The organism is Halomonas sp. HAL1 (assembly GCF_030544485.1).
Taxonomy (GTDB): domain Bacteria; phylum Pseudomonadota; class Gammaproteobacteria; order Pseudomonadales; family Halomonadaceae; genus Vreelandella; species Vreelandella arctica.
Genome location: NZ_CP130610.1, coordinates 713007 through 731890 on the forward strand (window position 1 = coordinate 713007; position 18884 = coordinate 731890).

The window sequence follows — 18884 nt, forward strand, 5'->3', positions numbered from 1 at the left end:
AAGACGGGCGACAAGTAGGCGGAGCCGAACCCAATATGCGCTTTCTGAAATCTGGTAAAGGGTTGATCGGCGTCGATATTACATCAGCGACCGTAAAGCTGCTTGAGCTAAAACAGTGCCACGATAACTACCAAGTAGAAAGCTACGCGGTGAGGCCGTTACGCGAAGGCGCGGTGGTCGAACGCCGTATTCGCGATATTGATGACGTTGCCAGTGTACTGAGCCGCGCCGTGGAGCATGCCAAACCTTCTACCCGCCAAGCAGCAGTGGCCGTTCCCGCCAGCGCCGCGATTACCAAAACGTTGACCTTTCCTATCGGGCTAAGCGAAGAGGAAATTGAAGAGCGCATTGTGGCTGAATCCGACCGCCATATTCCTTTTCCGTTCAATGAAGTGGCGTTCGACTTTGAGTGCCTTGGCCCCGCCCCCTTTGACGATGAGCAGCAGCAAGTCATGCTGGTGGCCTGCCGTCAGCAGGATGTTACCCAACTCACGGAAACGTTAGAGCGCGCTGGCTTAGAGCCCGCGGCAGTGGATGTGGAAACCTTTGCCATGGAGCGTTCGCTTGCCGAATTGCGCCGCCAGCTAAAGGTAGAGAATGACCCTACTGCCTGCGTTGGCTTGGTGGACATTGGCGCCAATATGAACGCCTTTCACGTTGTTCGTGGTGGTCATATCGTTTATACCCGCGACACCGTTTTCGGTGGCCGCCAGCTTACCGACTCGATTCGCGAACGCTACGATTTGAGTATGGAGGAAGCGGGCTTCGCTAAAAAACGTGGCGGACTACCTGATGATTACCATGAGCGCGTCCTCAATCCTTTCCTGGAAACCGTAGTGCAGCAGGTCGGGCGCTCCTTGCAGCTTTACTACACCGCCGGGCGTCAGCAAGAGGTGCAACACATTGTGTTGGCAGGCGGGTCGAGCGTGATTCCCGGGCTTGCCGAACGGATTGCTGAAGACAGTGGTATGTCGGTGACCATAGCCAACCCCTTCCAGCGCATGCGGGTCAATAAGCGCTTAAACCTTCAGGCGTTGACCAATGATGCGCCAGCGATGCTCACCGCGGGTGGCTTGGCAATGCGGGTGAGCCAATGAGCATGAACATTAACCTGCTGCCCTGGCGGGAAGCGCAGCGTGAGCGAAATACCCGCAAATTTTATGTTGTCGTGGCCGGTATGCTGATACTGGGCGTCGCGCTGGGGTTGCTGATCTCCCATTATTACCAGCTTAAGTTGGCGGCCCAGCAGCAGCGCAATGCTTATGTTAGTGACCATATTGAACGCCTTAATGCGGATATCGCGGGCGTGTCACGCTACGCCAGTGATGCCGCACGCCTAGGTGAGCAGATTGCGGTGTTTCAGGCGTTACAGAGTGAGCAAGCAGACACTGTGCAACTGTTCAATGATGTGGCTAACAGCGTGGCTAACGGCGTTATTTATCAACGGTTAGCGAAAAACGGCGATCAAGTCAGTGTCACTGCGGTAGCCGGCAGCGAACGACAGGTCTCTGAGCAGCTGCGCCGTATTGCAGCGCTGCCAGGGATGGGAGTGCCTTCATTATCGGCGGTAGAGAGCGAACAGAACGGCGCTGGTCGCGTGTTTCGTTTTGACGTGGAGCAGACCACAGTAGCGGTGCCGCAAGGTGTTGCCCAAGATGTGGAAGAGCAGGGTGTGGCAGAACTGGGTGAGGAAGAAGAGGGTTCGTCATGAGCCTTAATCGCGAGCAGTGGGCTATCGAGTGGCAGCGCCTGCGCGATGTCGATTGGCGCGATCTAGATATTAAGGAAGCCGGTGGATGGCCATTGCTGCTAAAAGTGTTGAGCTGTTGTTTGGCACTGCTGGCAGCATTGAGCGTCATGCTGTGGTTCGTAGTAAGCGAGCAGCGGGAATCCTTTAGGGCGGCGCAGCGTGAAGAGGTGAGGCTGCTAAGCGAATACCGCAGTAAAGCCTCGGAAGCCGCCTTTTTACCGGAAATGCGCGAACAGCTGACGACCCTGGAAGGGCAAATAGCGCGTTTGCGCACAATGCTGCCCACCGATGCCGAGATCCCTTCTCTGCTCGATAGCATTAGCGATGCCGCCGTTGACAACCGTCTCACCATTGAAACGATTCGGCTGCGTCCAACGCTAACCCAGCCCCATTATGTCGAGCAGCCGCTGGATATACAGGTACGCGGTGACTATCACCAGTTGGCACGCTTTAGTGCTGATATCGCGTCGTTACCCCGCATGGTGACCCAGCACGATTTTACCTTGGAGCCGGTAGAGGAGCGTGGCGATACGCTGCGCCTTTCGCTACTGGCCCGCACTTATCGTTACCTGGAACCGGGCGACCAGCCCCCAACTGACGGGGCGGAGCCACTATGACGCGTACAGCTAAGCTCATAGGAATGATGGTAAGTGTGGTGCTGCTCACGGCCTGTGCGGATGCCGAGTTAACTCAGCTGGAACGCACGTTGGCCAATATTCGTCAGTCGCCAGGCGGTCAGCCGCCGGTCATTGCGGTTGCGCTGCCTGAAAGTCGTACCTTGGCTTATTTATATAGCGAAGACCGCAGCCCCTTTTTACCGCCAGATGCTATTGCTCAGGATGACGCTAATCGTAGCGAGGGCGCGCTTGCGCCTGACCAGCAGCGTACCCCTGAGCCACTAGAGCGCTTTTCTCTGCAGGAGCTGCGTTTGGTCGGTACGATGCGTATGGCGGGGCGGCAAGTGGCGATGATCGCCTCTCCAGATGGCAATGTGACCAGCGTGAAAGAGGGCAACTATATGGGCACCGACTATGGACGCATTGCCCAGATAAGCGCTCAAGAAATTCGTGTTACCGAGCGTGTCTTTACCCAGCGGGAAGGTTGGCAACAGCGGCAAGTGTCGCTTGCTATCAACGAAAACAACGAGTAAGCGGATATTAGCTCATGGCAGTTACAGTTTGGCGAATCACTTTTTTAATGACCATGGCCGCCCTATTTTCACTGTTGCCTTCATTGGCAGTAGCGTCAGTGTTGACGGATGTTGACGTGCAGCCCGCCGACAGCGGTGGCGCCAACGTTGATCTTAGCTTCACTGGTGGCGTGCCCGAGCTGCGCAGCTACCGTTTGGAATCACCGCCGCGTGTCACGTTTGATTTGGCTGGCACCCAAAATGGGCTCGCCACCCGACGTTTGAGCATTAATAGCCACGGCGTCGAACAAATTACCGCCCTTGAAGGCAATGGCCGCACGCGCTTGGTGGTCAATCTCAGCGAACCGCAGGCATTTACGACCAGCGTGCAGGAAGGTCGGTTACGTATTACCTTTGCATCTGGCGCAACCCCCGCGCCGACCGCATCGCCTAACCCTTCTCCCACGCCCTCAGCCGGTGTTTCTTCGGCGGGGCTTGAAACCGACGAAGGGCCACAAATTGAAAATATCGATTTCCAGCGCGGTGCCGATGGTGCTGGTCGCTTGTTGGTTACCTTTGACCGCGAAGGGGTTGAGGCGAACGTCCGAGAAGGTGGCCCTGACCAAGTGCTGGTTGACCTGCGCGACGTGGCGATTCCGGATTCGCTTAATCAGGTCTACGATGTCACCGATTTTGCCACGCCAATCACCCGGATTACGCCCCGCGCCAACCAGGGCGACACCCAGTTAGCCATCGCCACCCAGGGCGCTTATGCGATGATCTCTTCGCAAAGTGGCCGCACGCTGACAGTGGAAGTGCAGCCCGCCAGCCAGGAGTCACAGCCCTCTCAGGCGACAGGCGAGCGCTTCAATGGCGAACGCTTGAGTCTTAATTTCCAGGATATCGAAGTGCGTTCAGTGCTAGCGACGCTGGCTGAATTTACCGGGCTGAACTTGGTTGCCAGTGACAGCGTCACCGGCCGTGTGACGCTCAACTTAAATGATGTCCCGTGGGATCAGGCGCTCGCACTGATTCTGCAAAGCCAGGGGTTATCGAGCCGTGAACAGGGCAATGTGATTGTGGTGGCGCCCGCCAGTGAGTTGGCTGAGCTAGAACGCCAAGAGCTAGAGGCGCGTAACCAGCGTGAAACCCTTTCCCCGCTGGTGACTGAGTTTATCGAAATCAAGTATGCCAGGGCTGAGGATTTGGCCCTGCTGCTGCGTGGCGGTGACGGCGATGGCTTTGGGCTGCTCACCGAGCGCGGCCGTGTCAGTATTGATAATCGCACCAATACGCTGCTAGTGCAGGATACCGCCGATCAGGTGCGCGATATTGTACGCACCATCGACCGTTTGGATGTTGCCGTTCGCCAGGTACAAATAGAAGCGCGCATTGTCATCGCCCGAGACACCGCTTCACGCGAATTGGGTATTAACTGGGGGATGTCGAGTACACGCGGTTTTCAAGAAGGTGAAGATGGCAATTTCACTCGACGTGATATCAATCCTAATGGCATCAACCGTGCCCAAGGCGGTTTGGCCGTCGATTTGGGTGCCGCGACGGGGCCAGGCACCGGTTTTAGTTTTGGCTATTTATCTGGCGATATCTTATTGGATTTGGAGCTGCGCGCGCTGGAGAGCGAAGGCAAGAGCCAGACTATCTCCCAGCCTCGCATTATTACCGCCAATCAGCGTACTGCCCGCATCAGCCAGGGTGAAGAGCGCGCCTTCCAGAGTGTTGATGGCAACGACAATCCGGATACCGAGTTCAAAGAGGCTGAACTCTCGCTGGAAGTCACGCCGCAGATTACCCCGGATAACCGCATTATCATGGATCTGGTCATCAAAAATGATAGCTTCCGTGAATCAGAGTTTGGCGGCGAACCACCGATTGATACCAATCAGATTGAGACCCAAGTGCTGGTCGATAACGGCCAAACAGTGGTGTTAGGCGGTATTTTGACCACCGAAGAGCTGCGTCAAATCGCCAAAACACCGTTGTTGGGCGATATTCCTTTGCTAGGTAGACTGTTTCGCTATACCGAAGAGAGCAATGAGAAGGTAGAGTTGTTAGTCTTTATTACTCCACGACTCCTAGACGATGGCTTAACGGTTCGCTGATGCAGGATTTACCCAATTTATTTCTTATAGGCCCCATGGGGGCCGGCAAAAGCACCATTGGTCGCCTATTGGCGGCGGAGCTTTCGCGCCAATTTTTTGACAGTGACCACGCCATTCAAGACCGCTGCGGGGCGGATATTCCGTGGATTTTCGATGTTGAAGGCGAGCAGGGCTTTCGGCTGCGTGAAATCCATATGATTGATGAGTTAACCCGTCTCTCCCCCGTGGTTGTCGCTACCGGCGGCGGGGCGGTGCTGCGCGAAGAAAATCGCCGCGCACTGCGCGAGCGCGGCACCGTGGTGTATCTGTTGACCACCGTCGACCAGCAGCTAAAGCGGACGGCGAAAGATCGCAATCGTCCGTTGCTACAGTGCGCTAACCGCGAACAGGTACTCAATGACATGTTTGCTCAGCGCGACCCGCTCTATCGTGCCACGTCGGATATTGCTGTGCGCACCGATCGGCGTAGCCCACGGGCGGTGGTGAATGAGATCCTGCGCCGGGTGCATCGGTTGGTGGACCCGCTGGAGCCCTCCTCTTCGCCTCATTCGGCTGGACCGCTTAACCATAATAAGGTATCGCAATGACCTCGACCGCCAGCGCGCAACGCACACTTCAGGTTGCTTTAGATGAGCGTAGCTACCCGATTCATATTGGCACCGGGCTGATCGGTCAAGCCGATACGTTGACGCCTTACCTTGCGGGCCAGCAGGTGATGGTAGTCACTAACGAGACTATCGCGCCGCTCTACCTGGAAACACTCTGCGCTAGCCTGCCGGCGCATTTAGATGTGCGCACGGTTGTGTTGCCTGATGGCGAACAGTACAAAACCATTGAGCAGGTCAGCCGCATTTGGGATGCACTGCTTGAAGCTGGTTTTAACCGTCGTTGTACCCTGATCGCCTTAGGAGGCGGGGTGATTGGCGATATGGTCGGCTATGCCGCCGCTTCCTATCAGCGCGGCGTGGCGTTTATCCAGGTGCCCACCACGCTACTTTCCCAGGTGGATTCGTCGGTAGGGGGCAAGACCGGCGTCAATCACCCGCTGGGTAAAAACATGATCGGCGCTTTCTGGCAGCCCAAAGCCGTGCTGGTGGACATCGATACCCTGAAGAGCCTGCCGCGTCGCGAGCTTTCCGCTGGCCTTGCCGAGGTTATCAAGTACGGTTTTATCCGTGATGAAGCGTTTTTAAGCTGGCTGGAAGCCAATATGCCCGCGCTACTCGACGTAGAGCCGGAAGTAGTCGCCGACGCTATTGCGCGCAGTTGCCAAATCAAGGCAGATATCGTTGCCGAAGATGAAACCGAGCAGGGTGTGCGTGCACTGCTCAACCTGGGTCACACTTTTGGCCACGCCATTGAAGCCCACCAAGGTTACGGTAACTGGTTACACGGTGAAGCAGTGGGCGCGGGCATGGCCATGGCGGCAACGCTTTCAAACCGGCTAGGCTGGATCGATGAAGCAGCACTAGCGCGTAGCCTGGCGGTAATCGAGAGTGCCGAGTTGCCGTTAGTGGCACCGCTCAACATGTCGAGTGATGACTTTTTAGCCCGTATGCGGCTGGATAAGAAAAATATCGATACGCGGCTGCGTCTGGTGCTACTTAACGCCCTGGGCGATGCCTGCGTTAGCGATGCCACGCCCGTTGATGTTCTCCGCACGCTGCTGGATGACTATCCGCGCCGCTAAGTGGCCTATCAATCCTTTCTATTACTTTCTTCTTCCCGGCAGAGCTGCTTCCTAGTGGGGCAGTTTTGACAGTATTTTTGCGCTGATAAAACTGTCTGTGAACTTAACCCGGTTGCTACGCTTTCAATAATCCGTATGCCTTATGCGCTATCGGCATGGGTGGTTTTCCGTGAATAAGACTAAAGTCTAATGGAAAATAAAGAGTCCTAAAGTGGTGTTTCTTTTCCTTACAAGCCTTTGAAGTATATGTATTTTTTTCTTGAATGAGAGTGCAAATACAGGATTTGAAAAGAGTTTCTCTAACGTTATAAGCACCAAGCGATTGCGCAACGTGGGCGCTAATCGCTATGCTGACCGGCCATTTTCTTGCGGCAGCGAACGTGGGAAACACCCCATTCTGGGCAGGTTATAAGCATCATAAAAAAAGCAAAACCGTCCTTTATACCATAAGCACGCTGCTAAAAAAATACGTTGACTAGTAGAGGCACGCCCATGAATAGAGGTCTTCACCAGCCTGGCGAGTTTCGCGATAACTGTGGTTTTGGCCTGATTGCCCATATGGAAGGCCAGGCTAGCCACGATTTGCTGAAAACTGCCATTGAATCACTGACCTGCATGACCCACCGGGGTGGTATCGCTGCCGACGGAAAGACCGGCGACGGTTGTGGCTTGCTACTTAAAATGCCCACTCCCTTTATGCAGGCGCTGGCCAAAGAGGCATTTGACGCTGAATTGGGCGAACGCTTTGCTGTGGGCGTGGTGTTTCTGCCCAACGATGACGCCCGTGAAGCAAATGCCCGCGATATCTTAACGCGTGAGCTTGAAGCGCGCGGCCTCAACGTATTGGGCTGGCGCGATGTGCCTACCGACCCCAGCGTTTGTGGCCCCATGGCGCTGGACTGCCTGCCGCGTATTCGTCAGCTTTTTGTACAGCCGGGTCTGGGTGAACACTTCGATGTTGACCTCTTTATGGCTCGTCGCCGCGCTGAGCAGGCGCTGCGTGACGAAGAAGACTTCTATGTCGCCTCGCTATCGTCGGAAGTCATCTCCTATAAAGGCCTGGTGATGCCGGAAGATCTGCCGGCCTTTTATCACGACTTGAATGACCCGCGTCTGGAAACTGCCATTTGCGTTTTCCACCAGCGCTTCTCGACCAATACCGCGCCGCGTTGGCCGCTGGCACAGCCGTTCCGGCTGTTGGCGCACAATGGTGAAATCAACACGATTGAAGCCAACCGCGGCTGGGCGAACTCGCGTAAAGCCAACTTCGTTAACGAGCGCCTGCCGGATATCGCCGAGCTGGACGAAATCGTCAACACCACCGGTTCTGACTCCTCAAGCATGGACAACATGCTGGAAGTGCTGCTGACCGGCGGCATGGAACTGCACCGCGCGGTACGCATGATGGTGCCGCCTGCGTGGCAGAACGTTGAAACCATGGACGCCGAGCTGCGCGCCTTCTACGAATACAACTCCATGCACATGGAACCGTGGGACGGTCCTGCGGGCGTGGTGATGACCGACGGTCGCCAAGCGGTCTGTATGCTGGACCGTAACGGCCTGCGCCCGGCGCGCTGGGTGATTACCAAAAACGGCTATATCACGCTGGCATCGGAAACGGGCACCTACGGCTATAAGCCGGAAGACGTGGTGGCCAAAGGCCGTGTTGGCCCCGGTCAAATGCTTGCCGTAGACACCCAGACCGGCGAAGTGCTGCATACCACCGATATCGATGAGCGCCTGAAATCCGCCTACCCTTATAAGCGTTGGTTAAAGCAGGAAGCCAATTATTTAGAGTCGGCGCTAACCGAGTTGGCACGTTTCCAGAGCATGGATACCGATTCGCTCAACGTGCAGCAGAAACTGTTCCAAGTGAGCTTTGAAGAGCGCGACCAAGTGCTGCGTCCGCTGGCGGAAAGTGGTCAGGAAGCCGTTGGCTCTATGGGCGACGATACACCGATGGCGGTGCTCTCCAGTCGTCCGCGCCTGCTAACGGATTTCTTCCGGCAGAAGTTTGCCCAGGTCACCAACCCGCCGATCGACCCACTGCGTGAAGCGATCGTGATGTCGCTGGAAACCTGCTGTGGTGCTGAGCTGAACGTCTTTAAAGCGACGCCTGAGCACGCGCATCGCTTGATCTTGACCACGCCGGTACTGTCCCCACGCAAATTTACCGCGTTGGTCAGCCAGGATGATCCGGCGTTTGCCAGCTATACATTGTCGTTGGGTTACGATCCTGAACAGCAGAGCCTGCACATAGCGCTTAAAGCGCTATGTGAAGAAGCCGAAGCTCAAGTGCGCGCCGGTAAAGTCATTCTGGTACTCACCGATGCCGAGCTGGCGAAAGGGCTGATTCCCATACAGGCCGCCCTGGCCGTGGGTGCCGTGCACTCTCACTTAGGCCGTTTGGCGCTACGCCCCAACGCCAATATCGTGGTGGAAACCGGTTACGCACGGGATGCACACCAGATGGCGGTGCTGTTTGGCGTGGGTGCGACGGCGGTTTATCCGTGGCTCGCTTATCAGGTCATGGCGGATATGCATCGCACGGGCGAGCTAACCGGTAACCCGGCTGATGGCCGCGAGAATTACCGTAAAGGTCTGCAGAAAGGCCTGTTCAAGATCCTGTCTAAAATGGGTATCTCGACGCTGGCCTCCTACCGCGGCTCAATGCTGTTTGAAGCCGTGGGCTTGGCGGACGAAGTAATGGATCTGTGCTTTGTCGGTATGGCGTCGCGCATCCAAGGCGCCGGTTTTGCCGAGCTGCAGATGCAGCAAGCGCTGCTGGCGAAAGACGCCTGGATTCCGCGTAAAGGAATTTCTCAAGGTGGCATGTTCAAGTATGTCCACGGCCACGAGTACCACGCTTATAACCCCGATGTAGTGATGTCGCTGCAGGCGGCGGTTCAGGAAGGCAGCTACACCAAGTGGAAGAAGTTCGCCCAGTTGGTGAACGAGCGTCCGGTTGCCACCATTCGTGACTTGCTCAAGCTCAAGCCGGCAGAAACGCCGATTGCGCTGGAGGAAGTAGAGCCGGTTGAAGAGCTGCTGCCGCGCTTTGATAGCGCCGGTATGTCGTTGGGCGCGCTCTCGCCGGAAGCTCACGAAGCGCTGGCCCAGGCCATGAACGAAGCGGGCGGCCGCTCCAACTCTGGCGAAGGCGGTGAAGACCCGGCGCGCTACGGCACTATCCGTAGCTCGAAAATCAAGCAGATCGCCTCCGGCCGTTTTGGCGTGACGCCCCATTATCTGGTCAACGCAGAAGTACTGCAGATCAAGGTCGCCCAGGGCGCCAAACCCGGTGAGGGCGGGCAGCTGCCTGGCGGCAAAGTGAACGAACTGATTGCCCGGCTGCGCTACGCGGTACCCGGCGTCACGCTGATTTCACCGCCGCCGCACCACGATATTTATTCTATCGAAGATTTGGCCCAGCTGATTTTTGACCTCAAACAGGTCAATCCGGATGCCCAGGTGTCGGTGAAGCTGGTATCGGAACCGGGGATCGGCACGATCGCCACCGGTGTGGCCAAGGCCTACGCGGATTTGATTACCGTGTCCGGCTACGATGGCGGCACGGCGGCCAGCCCGCTGACCTCGATCAAACATGCCGGTTCTCCTTGGGAGCTGGGGCTTCCTGAAGTGCATCAGGCGCTGCGTATCAACGGCCTGCGCGACAAGATTCGCCTGCAGACCGATGGCGGCCTAAAAACTGGTCTCGACGTTGTTAAAGCGGCGATACTCGGTGCAGAGAGCTTCGGTTTTGGCACCGCGCCGATGGTCGCGTTGGGCTGTAAGTACCTGCGCATCTGTCACCTCAACAATTGCGCCACCGGTGTCGCCACTCAGGATGATTTCCTGCGCGGCGAGCACTTCCGTGGCACCGTGGATATGGTTAAAAACTACTTCCGCTTTATTGCCGAAGAAGTGCGTGAGCTGATGGCGGTATTGGGTGTGCGCAAGCTGACCGATCTAATCGGGCGTACCGATTTGCTTGAAGTGTTGGAAGGCAACACGGCTTCCCAGCGTAAGCTTGATCTTACGCCGCTGCTAGCGAATGATTTTGTGCCTAAAGATGCACCGCAGTTCTGTAAGGTCAGCCGTAACGTGCCGCACGATCCGGGTGCTAAAAACCAGGAAGTGCTGGCGGCGCTGAAAGACGCCATCGAAAATCGCTCGGGCGGTGAGTTCGATTTCACCATCACCAACTGCGACCGCAGTGTGGCGGCGCTAACCTCTGGCGCGATTGCCAAGCGCTATGGCGAAGAGGGCCTGGAAACGGCACCGATCACCGCTCGCTTTACTGGCGTAGCAGGCCAGAGCTTTGGGGTGTGGAATGCGCGTGGCTTGAATTTATATCTCGAAGGCGACGCCAACGATTACGTCGGCAAGGGCATGAACGGCGGCAGCATCGTGATTGTGCCGCCCAAAGTCAGTCAGTTTGAGAGCCATAAAACGGCGATTATCGGTAATACCTGCCTTTACGGTGCCACCGGCGGTACATTGTTTGCAGCCGGTACGGCGGGTGAGCGCTTCGGGGTGCGTAATTCCGGTGCTTCTGCAGTCATTGAAGGCGCAGGCGACCACTGCTGCGAATACATGACCGGCGGTTTGGTCTGTGTGCTTGGTGAAACGGGCGTTAACTTCGGCGCAGGTATGACCGGTGGGTTTGCCTATGTGTTGGATGAAGATCGCACCTTCGTGGATAAATACAACCATGAGCTGGTTGAGATTCATCGCGTCAACACAGAGGCCATGGAGGCGTATCGTCGTCACCTGCGTGAAATGATTGAAGCCTATGTGGCCGCGACGGGTTCCGCGCGCGGGGCGGCTATTTTGGAAGACTTCAGCGACTATGCGCGCCACTTCTGGCTGGTGAAGCCAAAAGCGGCCAGCCTAGGTAGTTTGCTGGATCAGTCTCGGCGTCAGCCGCAATAACTCGCTTATGCCCCTCACGCTGACAGGAGAGAGATCATGGCTAACCGTTTAAATAACGATTTTCAGTTTGTCGATGTGGGTCGTAAGGACCCACAAAAGAAAGATGCCCGCGCCCGTGCTAAAGAGTTCGCGGAGATCTACGAACCGTTCAAGCCCACCGACGCGGCAAGCCAAGCGCACCGCTGCCTGCACTGCGGTAACCCGTACTGCGAGTGGAAGTGCCCGGTGCACAACTACATCCCCAACTGGCTGCAGCTGGTGGTGGAAGGCAACATCATTGAAGCCGCTGAGCTCTCGCACAAAACCAACTCGCTGCCCGAAGTGTGTGGCCGTGTGTGCCCGCAGGATCGTCTGTGTGAAGGCGACTGTACGCTGAACGATGGCTTTGGCGCGGTGACCATTGGTTCGGTGGAGAAGTACATCACCGATACGGCGTTTGCCATGGGCTGGCGTCCGGATATGTCCCACGTTACCTGGACCGACAAGAAGGTCGCCATTATCGGTGCAGGCCCTGCGGGCCTGGGCTGTGCCGACATTCTGGCCCGTAACGGCGTCAAGCCGGTGGTGTTCGACAAGTACCCGGAAATCGGTGGCCTGCTGACCTTTGGTATTCCCGAGTTCAAGCTGGAAAAGAGCGTGATGGAGCGCCGCCGCGCGGTGTTTGAAGAGATGGGCGTCGAGTTCCGCCTCAATACCGAAATCGGCATCGATATCGAGTTTGAAACCTTGATGCAGGAGTACGATGCGGTATTCCTGGGGATGGGCACTTATAAATACATGGAAGGCGGCTTCCCTGGCGAAGACCTGCCGGGCGTTTACAAAGCGCTGGACTTCCTGATTGCCAACGTCAACCGCTGTCTGGGTTTTGAAAAAGATCCCAACGACTATATCTCCATGGAAGGCAAGCGTGTGGTCGTTCTGGGCGGCGGCGATACGGCGATGGACTGTAACCGTACGTCCATTCGCCAGAACGCTACCAGCGTGACCTGTGCCTATCGTCGTGACGAGGGCAACATGCCGGGGTCGCGTCGTGAGGTCTCCAATGCCCGTGAAGAGGGCGTTGAGTTTCTGTTCAACCGTCAGCCGGTCGCGGTCGTCGGCGAAGAGAAAGTCGAGGGCGTGAAGGTGGTGCGCACGCGCTTGGGCGAGCCGGACGAAAATGGCCGTCAGCGTCCTGAAGTGGTGCCCGGCTCTGAAGAGATCATCGCGGCGGATGCAGTGGTCATTGCTTTTGGCTTCCAGGCCAGCCCCGCGCCGTGGTTCGATAGCTCTAATATCCAAGTTGACGAGCGCGACCGCGTCACCGCACCGGAGCACGGCCAGTACGCCTTCCAAACCAGCAACGAAAAAATCTTTGCCGGTGGCGATATGGTGCGCGGCTCTGATTTGGTGGTCACGGCGATTTACGAAGGCCGTCAAGCGGCGGAAGGTATTCTGGACTACCTGGGCGTGTAAAAGCGCTGCCTTTATAGGCTTCATGTCATCGCGAGCGAAGCGTGGCGATCTGGGGTTAGATTGCCGCGTCGCTGCGCTCCTCTCAATGACAGGGCGCGATGCTTCAGAATGACAGCGCATATTTAGCTTCATGTCATCGCGAGCAAAGCGTGGCGATCTGGGGTTAGATTGCCGCGTCGCTGCGCTCCTCAATGAAAGGGACTCCTCCCCTCTCGAAGCTTCAGCGAGCTACATTGATAGTTGAACCACATCAATGCGGAGGGGAAGAGCCATGAACAAGCATACGACGATAGGTATTGATCTGGCAAAGCGTGTTTTTCAAGTGTGTGTTGTCGACACCCGCTCCTCGCGTGTTCAGGTCAACAAAGAGCTTAAACGGCATCAGGTCTTGGATTTTATGCGCCGCCAACCGGCCTGTCGGGTATTTATGGAAGCGTGCGGTGGATCGCATTATTGGGCGCGACAACTGCAGGCCCTCGGCCATACCGTTGCCCTCATTTCGCCCCAGTTTGTGACGCCTTTTCGCAAAGGGCACAAGACAGATGCCAATGACGCCCTCGCTATTGTAGAAGCCGGATGTCGTCCGGACATGCGCTTTGTACCACTCAAAAGCGTAGAGCAGCAGGATATTCAGAGCCTGCACCGCATTCGGGAGAGGTACATCCATCAGCGCACCCAGTTGATCAATCAGGTTCATGGGTTATTGCAGGAATATGGAGTGATCAGCGGTCGGGGACAGAAAGCGTTAAAGCAACGTGTCTGGCTCGCCCTGGAAGATGCCGATAACGAGCTTTCGATGCTGATGCGTGACTTGATTGCCGAGCAAATGGCGGAGCTGGATCGACTCAACGAGCGTATTCAGTCACTGGATAAGCGCGTGGAGCAGATGAGCCGTGCGGTGATGCCTTGTCGCCAACTGTTGGCGATTGAGGGAGTGGGACCGGTGGTCGCCACCCAGCTCTATAGCGCCCTCGGTAACGGCAACGCCTTCAAGAAAGGTCGCCAAGCGTCAGCCTATCTGGGGTTGACGCCGACACAACACAGCAGTGGTGGCATCGCGAAGATCAAGGGCATTGGCCGAACGGGGCAAATCTCGCTGAAAGCCGCCCTGATACGCGGCGCACACTCGGCCATCAACACCGTGGGTGACAAGCAGGATGCCAAAAGCCGTTGGCTACGCGCGCTGGTCGCACGCGTGGGCAAGAACAAAGCGGCTGTCGCGTTAGCGAACAAGACAGTACGAACCGCCTGGGCGGTTCTGCACAGCGGACAGTCCTATTGTAGAGAGTTTAACGACGGTTCAGCGCTGATGGTGAGCTAAGCGGTAGCACCATCAGCGGCTAAGCGCCGAGAGGCGGCTACCTTGTTGCCGGGCAACGATCGATGAAAAACAGGTCAGACCGACCTTCTCGCAACCTGATCATTGCGATGGCTGAAAAAGCCTACGCCTCGTTGAGGAGAGAAGGTGCGCGACGTTCATCAGGGTCAGGGGATAGCGTCCCCATCAAGAGACCGACTATACGCACGCATCGGCTTATGTTTTTCCATCATCGTCGTTTGCAACCGGGGAGGAGTCCCTATACGCAATGACAGGGCGCGATGCTTCACAATGACAGCGCATATTTAGCTGCATGTCATCGCGAGCAAAGCGTGGCGATCTGGGGTTAGATTGCCGCGTCGCTGCGCTCCTCTCAATGACAGGGCGCGATGCTTCACAATGACAGCGCTTACTTTAAGCAGTGCAGTTCAAATTGAGCCTTAGGTCGTAATCTGCTAGTCTGTCGACCCATCCTGGCGTGGCTTTCTGCCGTGCCTTCTGATCACGTTTCGACAGGTTATCCATGACACGATATATCTTCGTGACCGGCGGCGTTGTGTCCTCTCTTGGCAAGGGCATCGCCTCCGCCTCGCTTGCGGCGATTTTAGAGGCCCGCGGCCTTAAGGTCACCATGCTCAAGCTCGACCCGTACATCAACGTGGATCCGGGCACCATGAGCCCTTTCCAGCACGGTGAGGTGTTCGTCACAGAAGATGGTGCCGAAACCGACCTTGATCTCGGGCATTACGAGCGCTTCATTCGCACCAAGATGACCCAGCGCAATAACTTTACGACCGGCCGTGTTTACGAGCACGTACTGCGTAAAGAGCGTCGTGGCGACTATTTAGGCGGCACCGTTCAGGTCATCCCGCACATCACCGACGAGATCAAGCAGCGCGTTTACGCGGGCGGCGAAGGTTTTGATGTGGCGCTGGTGGAAATCGGCGGTACGGTCGGTGATATTGAATCGCTGCCTTTTCTTGAATCCATTCGCCAAATCCGTAGTGAACAGGGCGCTAACCGCGCGCTGTTTATGCACCTAACCCTGGTGCCCTACATCAAAACGGCGGGTGAGACCAAAACCAAACCGACCCAGCACAGCGTGAAAGAGCTGCGCTCCATCGGTATCCAGCCGGATATTTTGATTTGCCGCAGCGAAGTTGAGCTGGAAGAGAGCGAGCGTCGCAAAATCGCCCTGTTCACCAACGTCGAAGAGCGTGCCGTGGTGCCGCTGCAGGATGCCGATACGATTTATCGCATTCCGCTGATGCTCCATGAACACGGTCTGGACGAGATCGTTTGCGATAAGCTGCGCCTGGAAGCCCCGGAAGCAGATTTATCCGAGTGGGTGAAGGTGCTCGATGCCAAGCTCAACCCGCTCAAGTCCGTCAGTATCGCCATGGTCGGTAAGTACATGGAGCTGCTGGATGCCTACAAGTCGCTCAACGAAGCGCTGATTCACGCCGGCATCCAAGGTCGCATTAAGGTCAACGTCGACTATATTGACTCCGAAGACATCGAGCGCCACGGCACCGAACGCTTGGCGGGCAAAGACGCCATTCTAGTGCCCGGCGGTTTTGGCGAGCGTGGCGTGGAAGGCAAGATTATGACCGCCCAATTCGCGCGTGAAAATAACGTTCCCTATCTGGGTATTTGCCTGGGCATGCAGGTAGCGGTGATTGAGTTCGCTCGCAACGTGGCGGGTTGGAAAGATGCCAACTCCACCGAGTTTACCCACGATACCCAGCATCCGGTGGTGGGCCTGATTACTGAGTGGCTGAATCCGGAAGGCAAAATCGAGTTACGCGATGCAGCGTCTGATTTAGGTGGCACCATGCGCTTAGGTGGGCAGGTATGCCATCTGGAAACAGGCACCAAAGCGCGCGAAGCCTACGGGGCTGACGAGATTGTTGAGCGCCATCGTCACCGTTTCGAGGTCAATAACCAGTTTATTGATGAGCTTGAAAAGGCAGGTTTGGTTATTTCGGGTAAGAGCGTTGACCAGTCACTGGTCGAGGTTATCGAGCTGGCGGATCACCCTTGGTACGTGGCTTGTCAGTTCCACCCGGAATTTACCTCCACGCCGCGTGATGGCCACCCGCTCTTCTCAGGCTTTGTGAACGCCGCGTTAGAGCATAAAACAGCGCGTAATCGCGCCCATGCGCATTCTCAGGAATAAGAGGGCAACAGCATGGCTTCTCAAGAACGAACTCAAGAGCGTCACATCAACGTTGCCGGCTTAACCGCCGGCAATTCCTTGCCGCTTATGCTGCTGGGCGGCATGAATGTGCTGGAATCTGCTGAGCTTGCCGACGAAGTTGCCCAAGCCTACGTCACGGTGACTAAAAAACTGGGTATGCCCTACGTTTTCAAGGCCAGTTTTGATAAAGCTAATCGTAGCTCGATTCACTCCTATCGCGGCCCGGGTATGGAGAAAGGGCTGCAGATATTGGCCGATATCAAAGCCCGCCACAACGTGCCGATTATCACCGATGTGCACGAACCCTGGCAGGCTGAAGCAGCGGCGGAAGTGGCCGACATTATCCAACTGCCAGCCTTTTTGGCCCGCCAAACCGATTTGGTAGTCGCTATGGCCAAAACCGGCGCGGTCATCAACATCAAGAAGCCGCAGTTTTTGGCGCCCCATGAAATGCGCCATATCATCAGCAAGTTCCAGGAAGCGGGTAACGATCAACTGATGCTTTGCGAGCGCGGCTCAAGCTTTGGTTACAACAACCTGATCGTTGATATGCTTGGCTTTGGTGATATGAAGCAAACCGGGTATCCGGTATTTTTTGATGTGACCCACGCACTGCAACGCCCAGGTGGGCGTGCAGACAGTGCCGATGGTCGTCGGGCTCAGGTGGCTGAATTAGCGCGCGCAGGCGTGGCTGTTGGCCTTGCAGGGCTGTTTTTAGAAGCTCACCCTGACCCTGATAACGCCAAATGCGATGGTCCTTGTGCACTCCCGCTGGATCAGTTGGAGCCGTTTTTAACTCAGCTTGCCCAACTGGATGCGCTGGTAAAAGGGTTTGAGCCGCTAACCATTCGTTAGCGTGTGGCTTGATAGGCCGTGTTTTGCTGATTAGGGCGTTATATTAATAATTTTATCTGACTTACCGTTAAGGAAACTGCCATGACCAAAATTGTTGCTATCAGTGCGTTGGAAGTGCTGGATTCGCGTGGTAACCCCACCGTACAGGCGAACGTACGTCTTGCCAGCGGCGCTGTTGGTGAAGCCTGCGCGCCCAGCGGTGCTTCTACCGGCTCACGTGAAGCATTAGAGCTGCGCGACGGTGACAAGTCGCGCTATCTGGGCAAAGGCGTGCTGAAAGCAGTCGATGCGGTTAATGGCAAGATCCGTGATGCGTTGCTGGGTATGGATGCGCGTGATCAGCGCGGCTTAGACGATGCCATGCTGGCGTTGGACGGCACGGAGAATAAAGCGAACTTGGGCGCGAACGCGATTCTGGCTGTTTCCCTGGCGGCGGCTAAAGCCGCTGCTAACGCCAAAGGCGTACCGCTATATGCCCACATTGCCGAGCTTTACGGCCAGCCGGGTCAGTACAGCATGCCGGTGCCGATGATGAATATCATCAACGGTGGTGAACACGCGGATAATAACGTTGATATCCAAGAGTTTATGGTTCAACCGGTAGGTGCGCCTAACTTCCGCGAAGCGCTGCGCATGGGCGCGGAAATTTTCCATGCCCTGAAAAAAGTGCTGTCGGCGAAAGGCCTTTCCACCTCCGTTGGCGACGAGGGCGGCTTTGCGCCGAACCTGGCGTCTAACGCTGATGCGCTGGCAGTCATCAAGCAAGCCGTTGCCGATGCTGGCTACGAGCTGGGAAAAGACGTCACGCTGGCGCTGGACTGTGCTTCTTCAGAATTCTACAAAGACGGTCAGTACAACCTTTCCGGTGAAGGCAAAAGCTACGACGCCCAAGGCTTTACTGATTACCTAGCAGGCCTGTGCGCCGATTACCCAATCGTGTCCATCGAAGATGGCATGGACGAGTCCGACTGGGCAGGCTGGAAAGCGCTGACCGACAAGCTGGGCGCTAAAGTACAGCTGGTGGGTGACGATCTGTTCGTGACCAATACCAAGATTCTTAAGCGTGGTATTGATGAGCAGATCGGTAACTCTATCCTGATCAAGTTCAACCAGATCGGCTCGCTCTCCGAGACGCTGGATGCCATCAAGATGGCCCAGGATGCAGGCTTTACAGCGGTAATTTCGCACCGCTCTGGTGAAACGGAAGACACCACTATTGCCGATTTGGCGGTAGGTACCTGCGCCGGTCAGATTAAAACGGGTTCACTGTGCCGTTCTGATCGCGTTGCTAAATACAACCGTCTGTTGGTGATTGAGGCCGAGCTTGAAGATGTCACGTATCCTGGCCTGAAAGCGATCAAAGGTCAGTAAAGCGCCAATATTGAGTGAGGTTTGTAAGTAATATCTCAAGATTTTGTAAGAGATGTCTTAC

Annotated in this window: 13 protein-coding genes; all 13 read left to right on the forward strand. The window is 56.2% G+C overall.

Translation table 11 applies throughout. From position 1 onward, the window contains the following. Window positions 1-35: 35 nt before the first annotated feature. The 13 genes from pilM (at window position 36) to eno (ending at window position 18823) form a co-directional block, all read left to right on the forward strand. Window positions 36-1097, forward strand: a complete 1062-nt coding sequence (gene pilM, locus Q3Y66_RS03430) for a type IV pilus assembly protein PilM (protein ID WP_008958859.1) — start codon at window positions 36-38, stop codon at window positions 1095-1097. After that, window positions 1094-1711: a PilN domain-containing protein gene (locus Q3Y66_RS03435; RefSeq protein WP_008958860.1), complete on the forward strand. Its 618-nt coding sequence runs from the start codon at window positions 1094-1096 to the stop codon at window positions 1709-1711. The genes pilM and Q3Y66_RS03435 overlap by 4 nt, the downstream gene beginning before the upstream one ends. Then, the gene (locus Q3Y66_RS03440) at window positions 1708-2367 is read left to right on the forward strand and encodes a type 4a pilus biogenesis protein PilO (protein WP_008958861.1); all 660 of its coding nucleotides are present in this window, start codon (window positions 1708-1710) and stop codon (window positions 2365-2367) included. Before Q3Y66_RS03435 ends, Q3Y66_RS03440 begins: the two co-directional genes overlap by 4 nt. Next, window positions 2364-2900, forward strand: a complete 537-nt coding sequence (locus Q3Y66_RS03445) for a pilus assembly protein PilP (RefSeq protein ID WP_008958862.1) — start codon at window positions 2364-2366, stop codon at window positions 2898-2900. Before Q3Y66_RS03440 ends, Q3Y66_RS03445 begins: the two co-directional genes overlap by 4 nt. Before the next feature lie 14 nt (window positions 2901-2914). Further along, window positions 2915-4999, forward strand: coding sequence for a type IV pilus secretin PilQ (gene pilQ, locus Q3Y66_RS03450; RefSeq protein ID WP_008958863.1), 2085 nt, complete (start codon window positions 2915-2917; stop codon window positions 4997-4999). Continuing rightward, window positions 4999-5586 carry a shikimate kinase AroK gene (gene aroK, locus Q3Y66_RS03455; RefSeq protein ID WP_008958864.1) on the forward strand — a complete coding sequence of 196 codons (588 nt, stop codon included), beginning with the start codon at window positions 4999-5001 and terminating at the stop codon, window positions 5584-5586. Before pilQ ends, aroK begins: the two co-directional genes overlap by 1 nt. Beyond that, window positions 5583-6689: a 3-dehydroquinate synthase gene (gene aroB, locus Q3Y66_RS03460; RefSeq protein ID WP_008958865.1), complete on the forward strand. Its 1107-nt coding sequence runs from the start codon at window positions 5583-5585 to the stop codon at window positions 6687-6689. The genes aroK and aroB overlap by 4 nt, the downstream gene beginning before the upstream one ends. A 492-nt stretch (window positions 6690-7181) precedes the next feature. Continuing rightward, window positions 7182-11624, forward strand: coding sequence for a glutamate synthase large subunit (gene gltB / locus Q3Y66_RS03465; RefSeq protein ID WP_008958866.1), 4443 nt, complete (start codon window positions 7182-7184; stop codon window positions 11622-11624). A 36-nt stretch (window positions 11625-11660) separates the two neighbouring features. Continuing rightward, window positions 11661-13079 carry an FAD-dependent oxidoreductase gene (locus tag Q3Y66_RS03470; protein WP_008958867.1) on the forward strand — a complete coding sequence of 473 codons (1419 nt, stop codon included), beginning with the start codon at window positions 11661-11663 and terminating at the stop codon, window positions 13077-13079. Window positions 13080-13350: 271 nt separating this feature from the next. Then, on the forward strand, window positions 13351-14400 hold the full coding sequence (locus Q3Y66_RS03475; RefSeq protein ID WP_303319501.1) for an IS110 family transposase: 1050 nt from the start codon (window positions 13351-13353) through the stop codon (window positions 14398-14400). Window positions 14401-14920: 520 nt separating this feature from the next. After that, the gene (locus Q3Y66_RS03480; protein WP_008957521.1) at window positions 14921-16576 is read left to right on the forward strand and encodes a CTP synthase; all 1656 of its coding nucleotides are present in this window, start codon (window positions 14921-14923) and stop codon (window positions 16574-16576) included. A 12-nt stretch (window positions 16577-16588) separates the two neighbouring features. Continuing rightward, on the forward strand, window positions 16589-17452 hold the full coding sequence (gene kdsA, locus Q3Y66_RS03485) for a 3-deoxy-8-phosphooctulonate synthase (RefSeq protein ID WP_008957520.1): 864 nt from the start codon (window positions 16589-16591) through the stop codon (window positions 17450-17452). An 81-nt stretch (window positions 17453-17533) separates the two neighbouring features. Then, on the forward strand, window positions 17534-18823 hold the full coding sequence (gene eno / locus Q3Y66_RS03490) for a phosphopyruvate hydratase (RefSeq protein WP_008957519.1): 1290 nt from the start codon (window positions 17534-17536) through the stop codon (window positions 18821-18823). Window positions 18824-18884 lie beyond the last annotated feature (61 nt).

What these genes read in the sequence shown, in the direction of transcription:
- pilM (WP_008958859.1), top strand. Translation starts at nt 36, where the DNA reads ATGCGCTTTCTGAAATCTGGTAAAGGGTTGATCGGCGTCGATATTACA.
- Q3Y66_RS03435 (WP_008958860.1), top strand. Translation starts at nt 1,094, where the DNA reads ATGAGCATGAACATTAACCTGCTGCCCTGGCGGGAAGCGCAGCGTGAG.
- Q3Y66_RS03440 (WP_008958861.1), top strand. Translation starts at nt 1,708, where the DNA reads ATGAGCCTTAATCGCGAGCAGTGGGCTATCGAGTGGCAGCGCCTGCGC.
- Q3Y66_RS03445 (WP_008958862.1), top strand. Translation starts at nt 2,364, where the DNA reads ATGACGCGTACAGCTAAGCTCATAGGAATGATGGTAAGTGTGGTGCTG.
- pilQ (WP_008958863.1), top strand. Translation starts at nt 2,915, where the DNA reads ATGGCAGTTACAGTTTGGCGAATCACTTTTTTAATGACCATGGCCGCC.
- aroK (WP_008958864.1), top strand. Translation starts at nt 4,999, where the DNA reads ATGCAGGATTTACCCAATTTATTTCTTATAGGCCCCATGGGGGCCGGC.
- aroB (WP_008958865.1), top strand. Translation starts at nt 5,583, where the DNA reads ATGACCTCGACCGCCAGCGCGCAACGCACACTTCAGGTTGCTTTAGAT.
- gltB (WP_008958866.1), top strand. Translation starts at nt 7,182, where the DNA reads ATGAATAGAGGTCTTCACCAGCCTGGCGAGTTTCGCGATAACTGTGGT.
- Q3Y66_RS03470 (WP_008958867.1), top strand. Translation starts at nt 11,661, where the DNA reads ATGGCTAACCGTTTAAATAACGATTTTCAGTTTGTCGATGTGGGTCGT.
- Q3Y66_RS03475 (WP_303319501.1), top strand. Translation starts at nt 13,351, where the DNA reads ATGAACAAGCATACGACGATAGGTATTGATCTGGCAAAGCGTGTTTTT.
- Q3Y66_RS03480 (WP_008957521.1), top strand. Translation starts at nt 14,921, where the DNA reads ATGACACGATATATCTTCGTGACCGGCGGCGTTGTGTCCTCTCTTGGC.
- kdsA (WP_008957520.1), top strand. Translation starts at nt 16,589, where the DNA reads ATGGCTTCTCAAGAACGAACTCAAGAGCGTCACATCAACGTTGCCGGC.
- eno (WP_008957519.1), top strand. Translation starts at nt 17,534, where the DNA reads ATGACCAAAATTGTTGCTATCAGTGCGTTGGAAGTGCTGGATTCGCGT.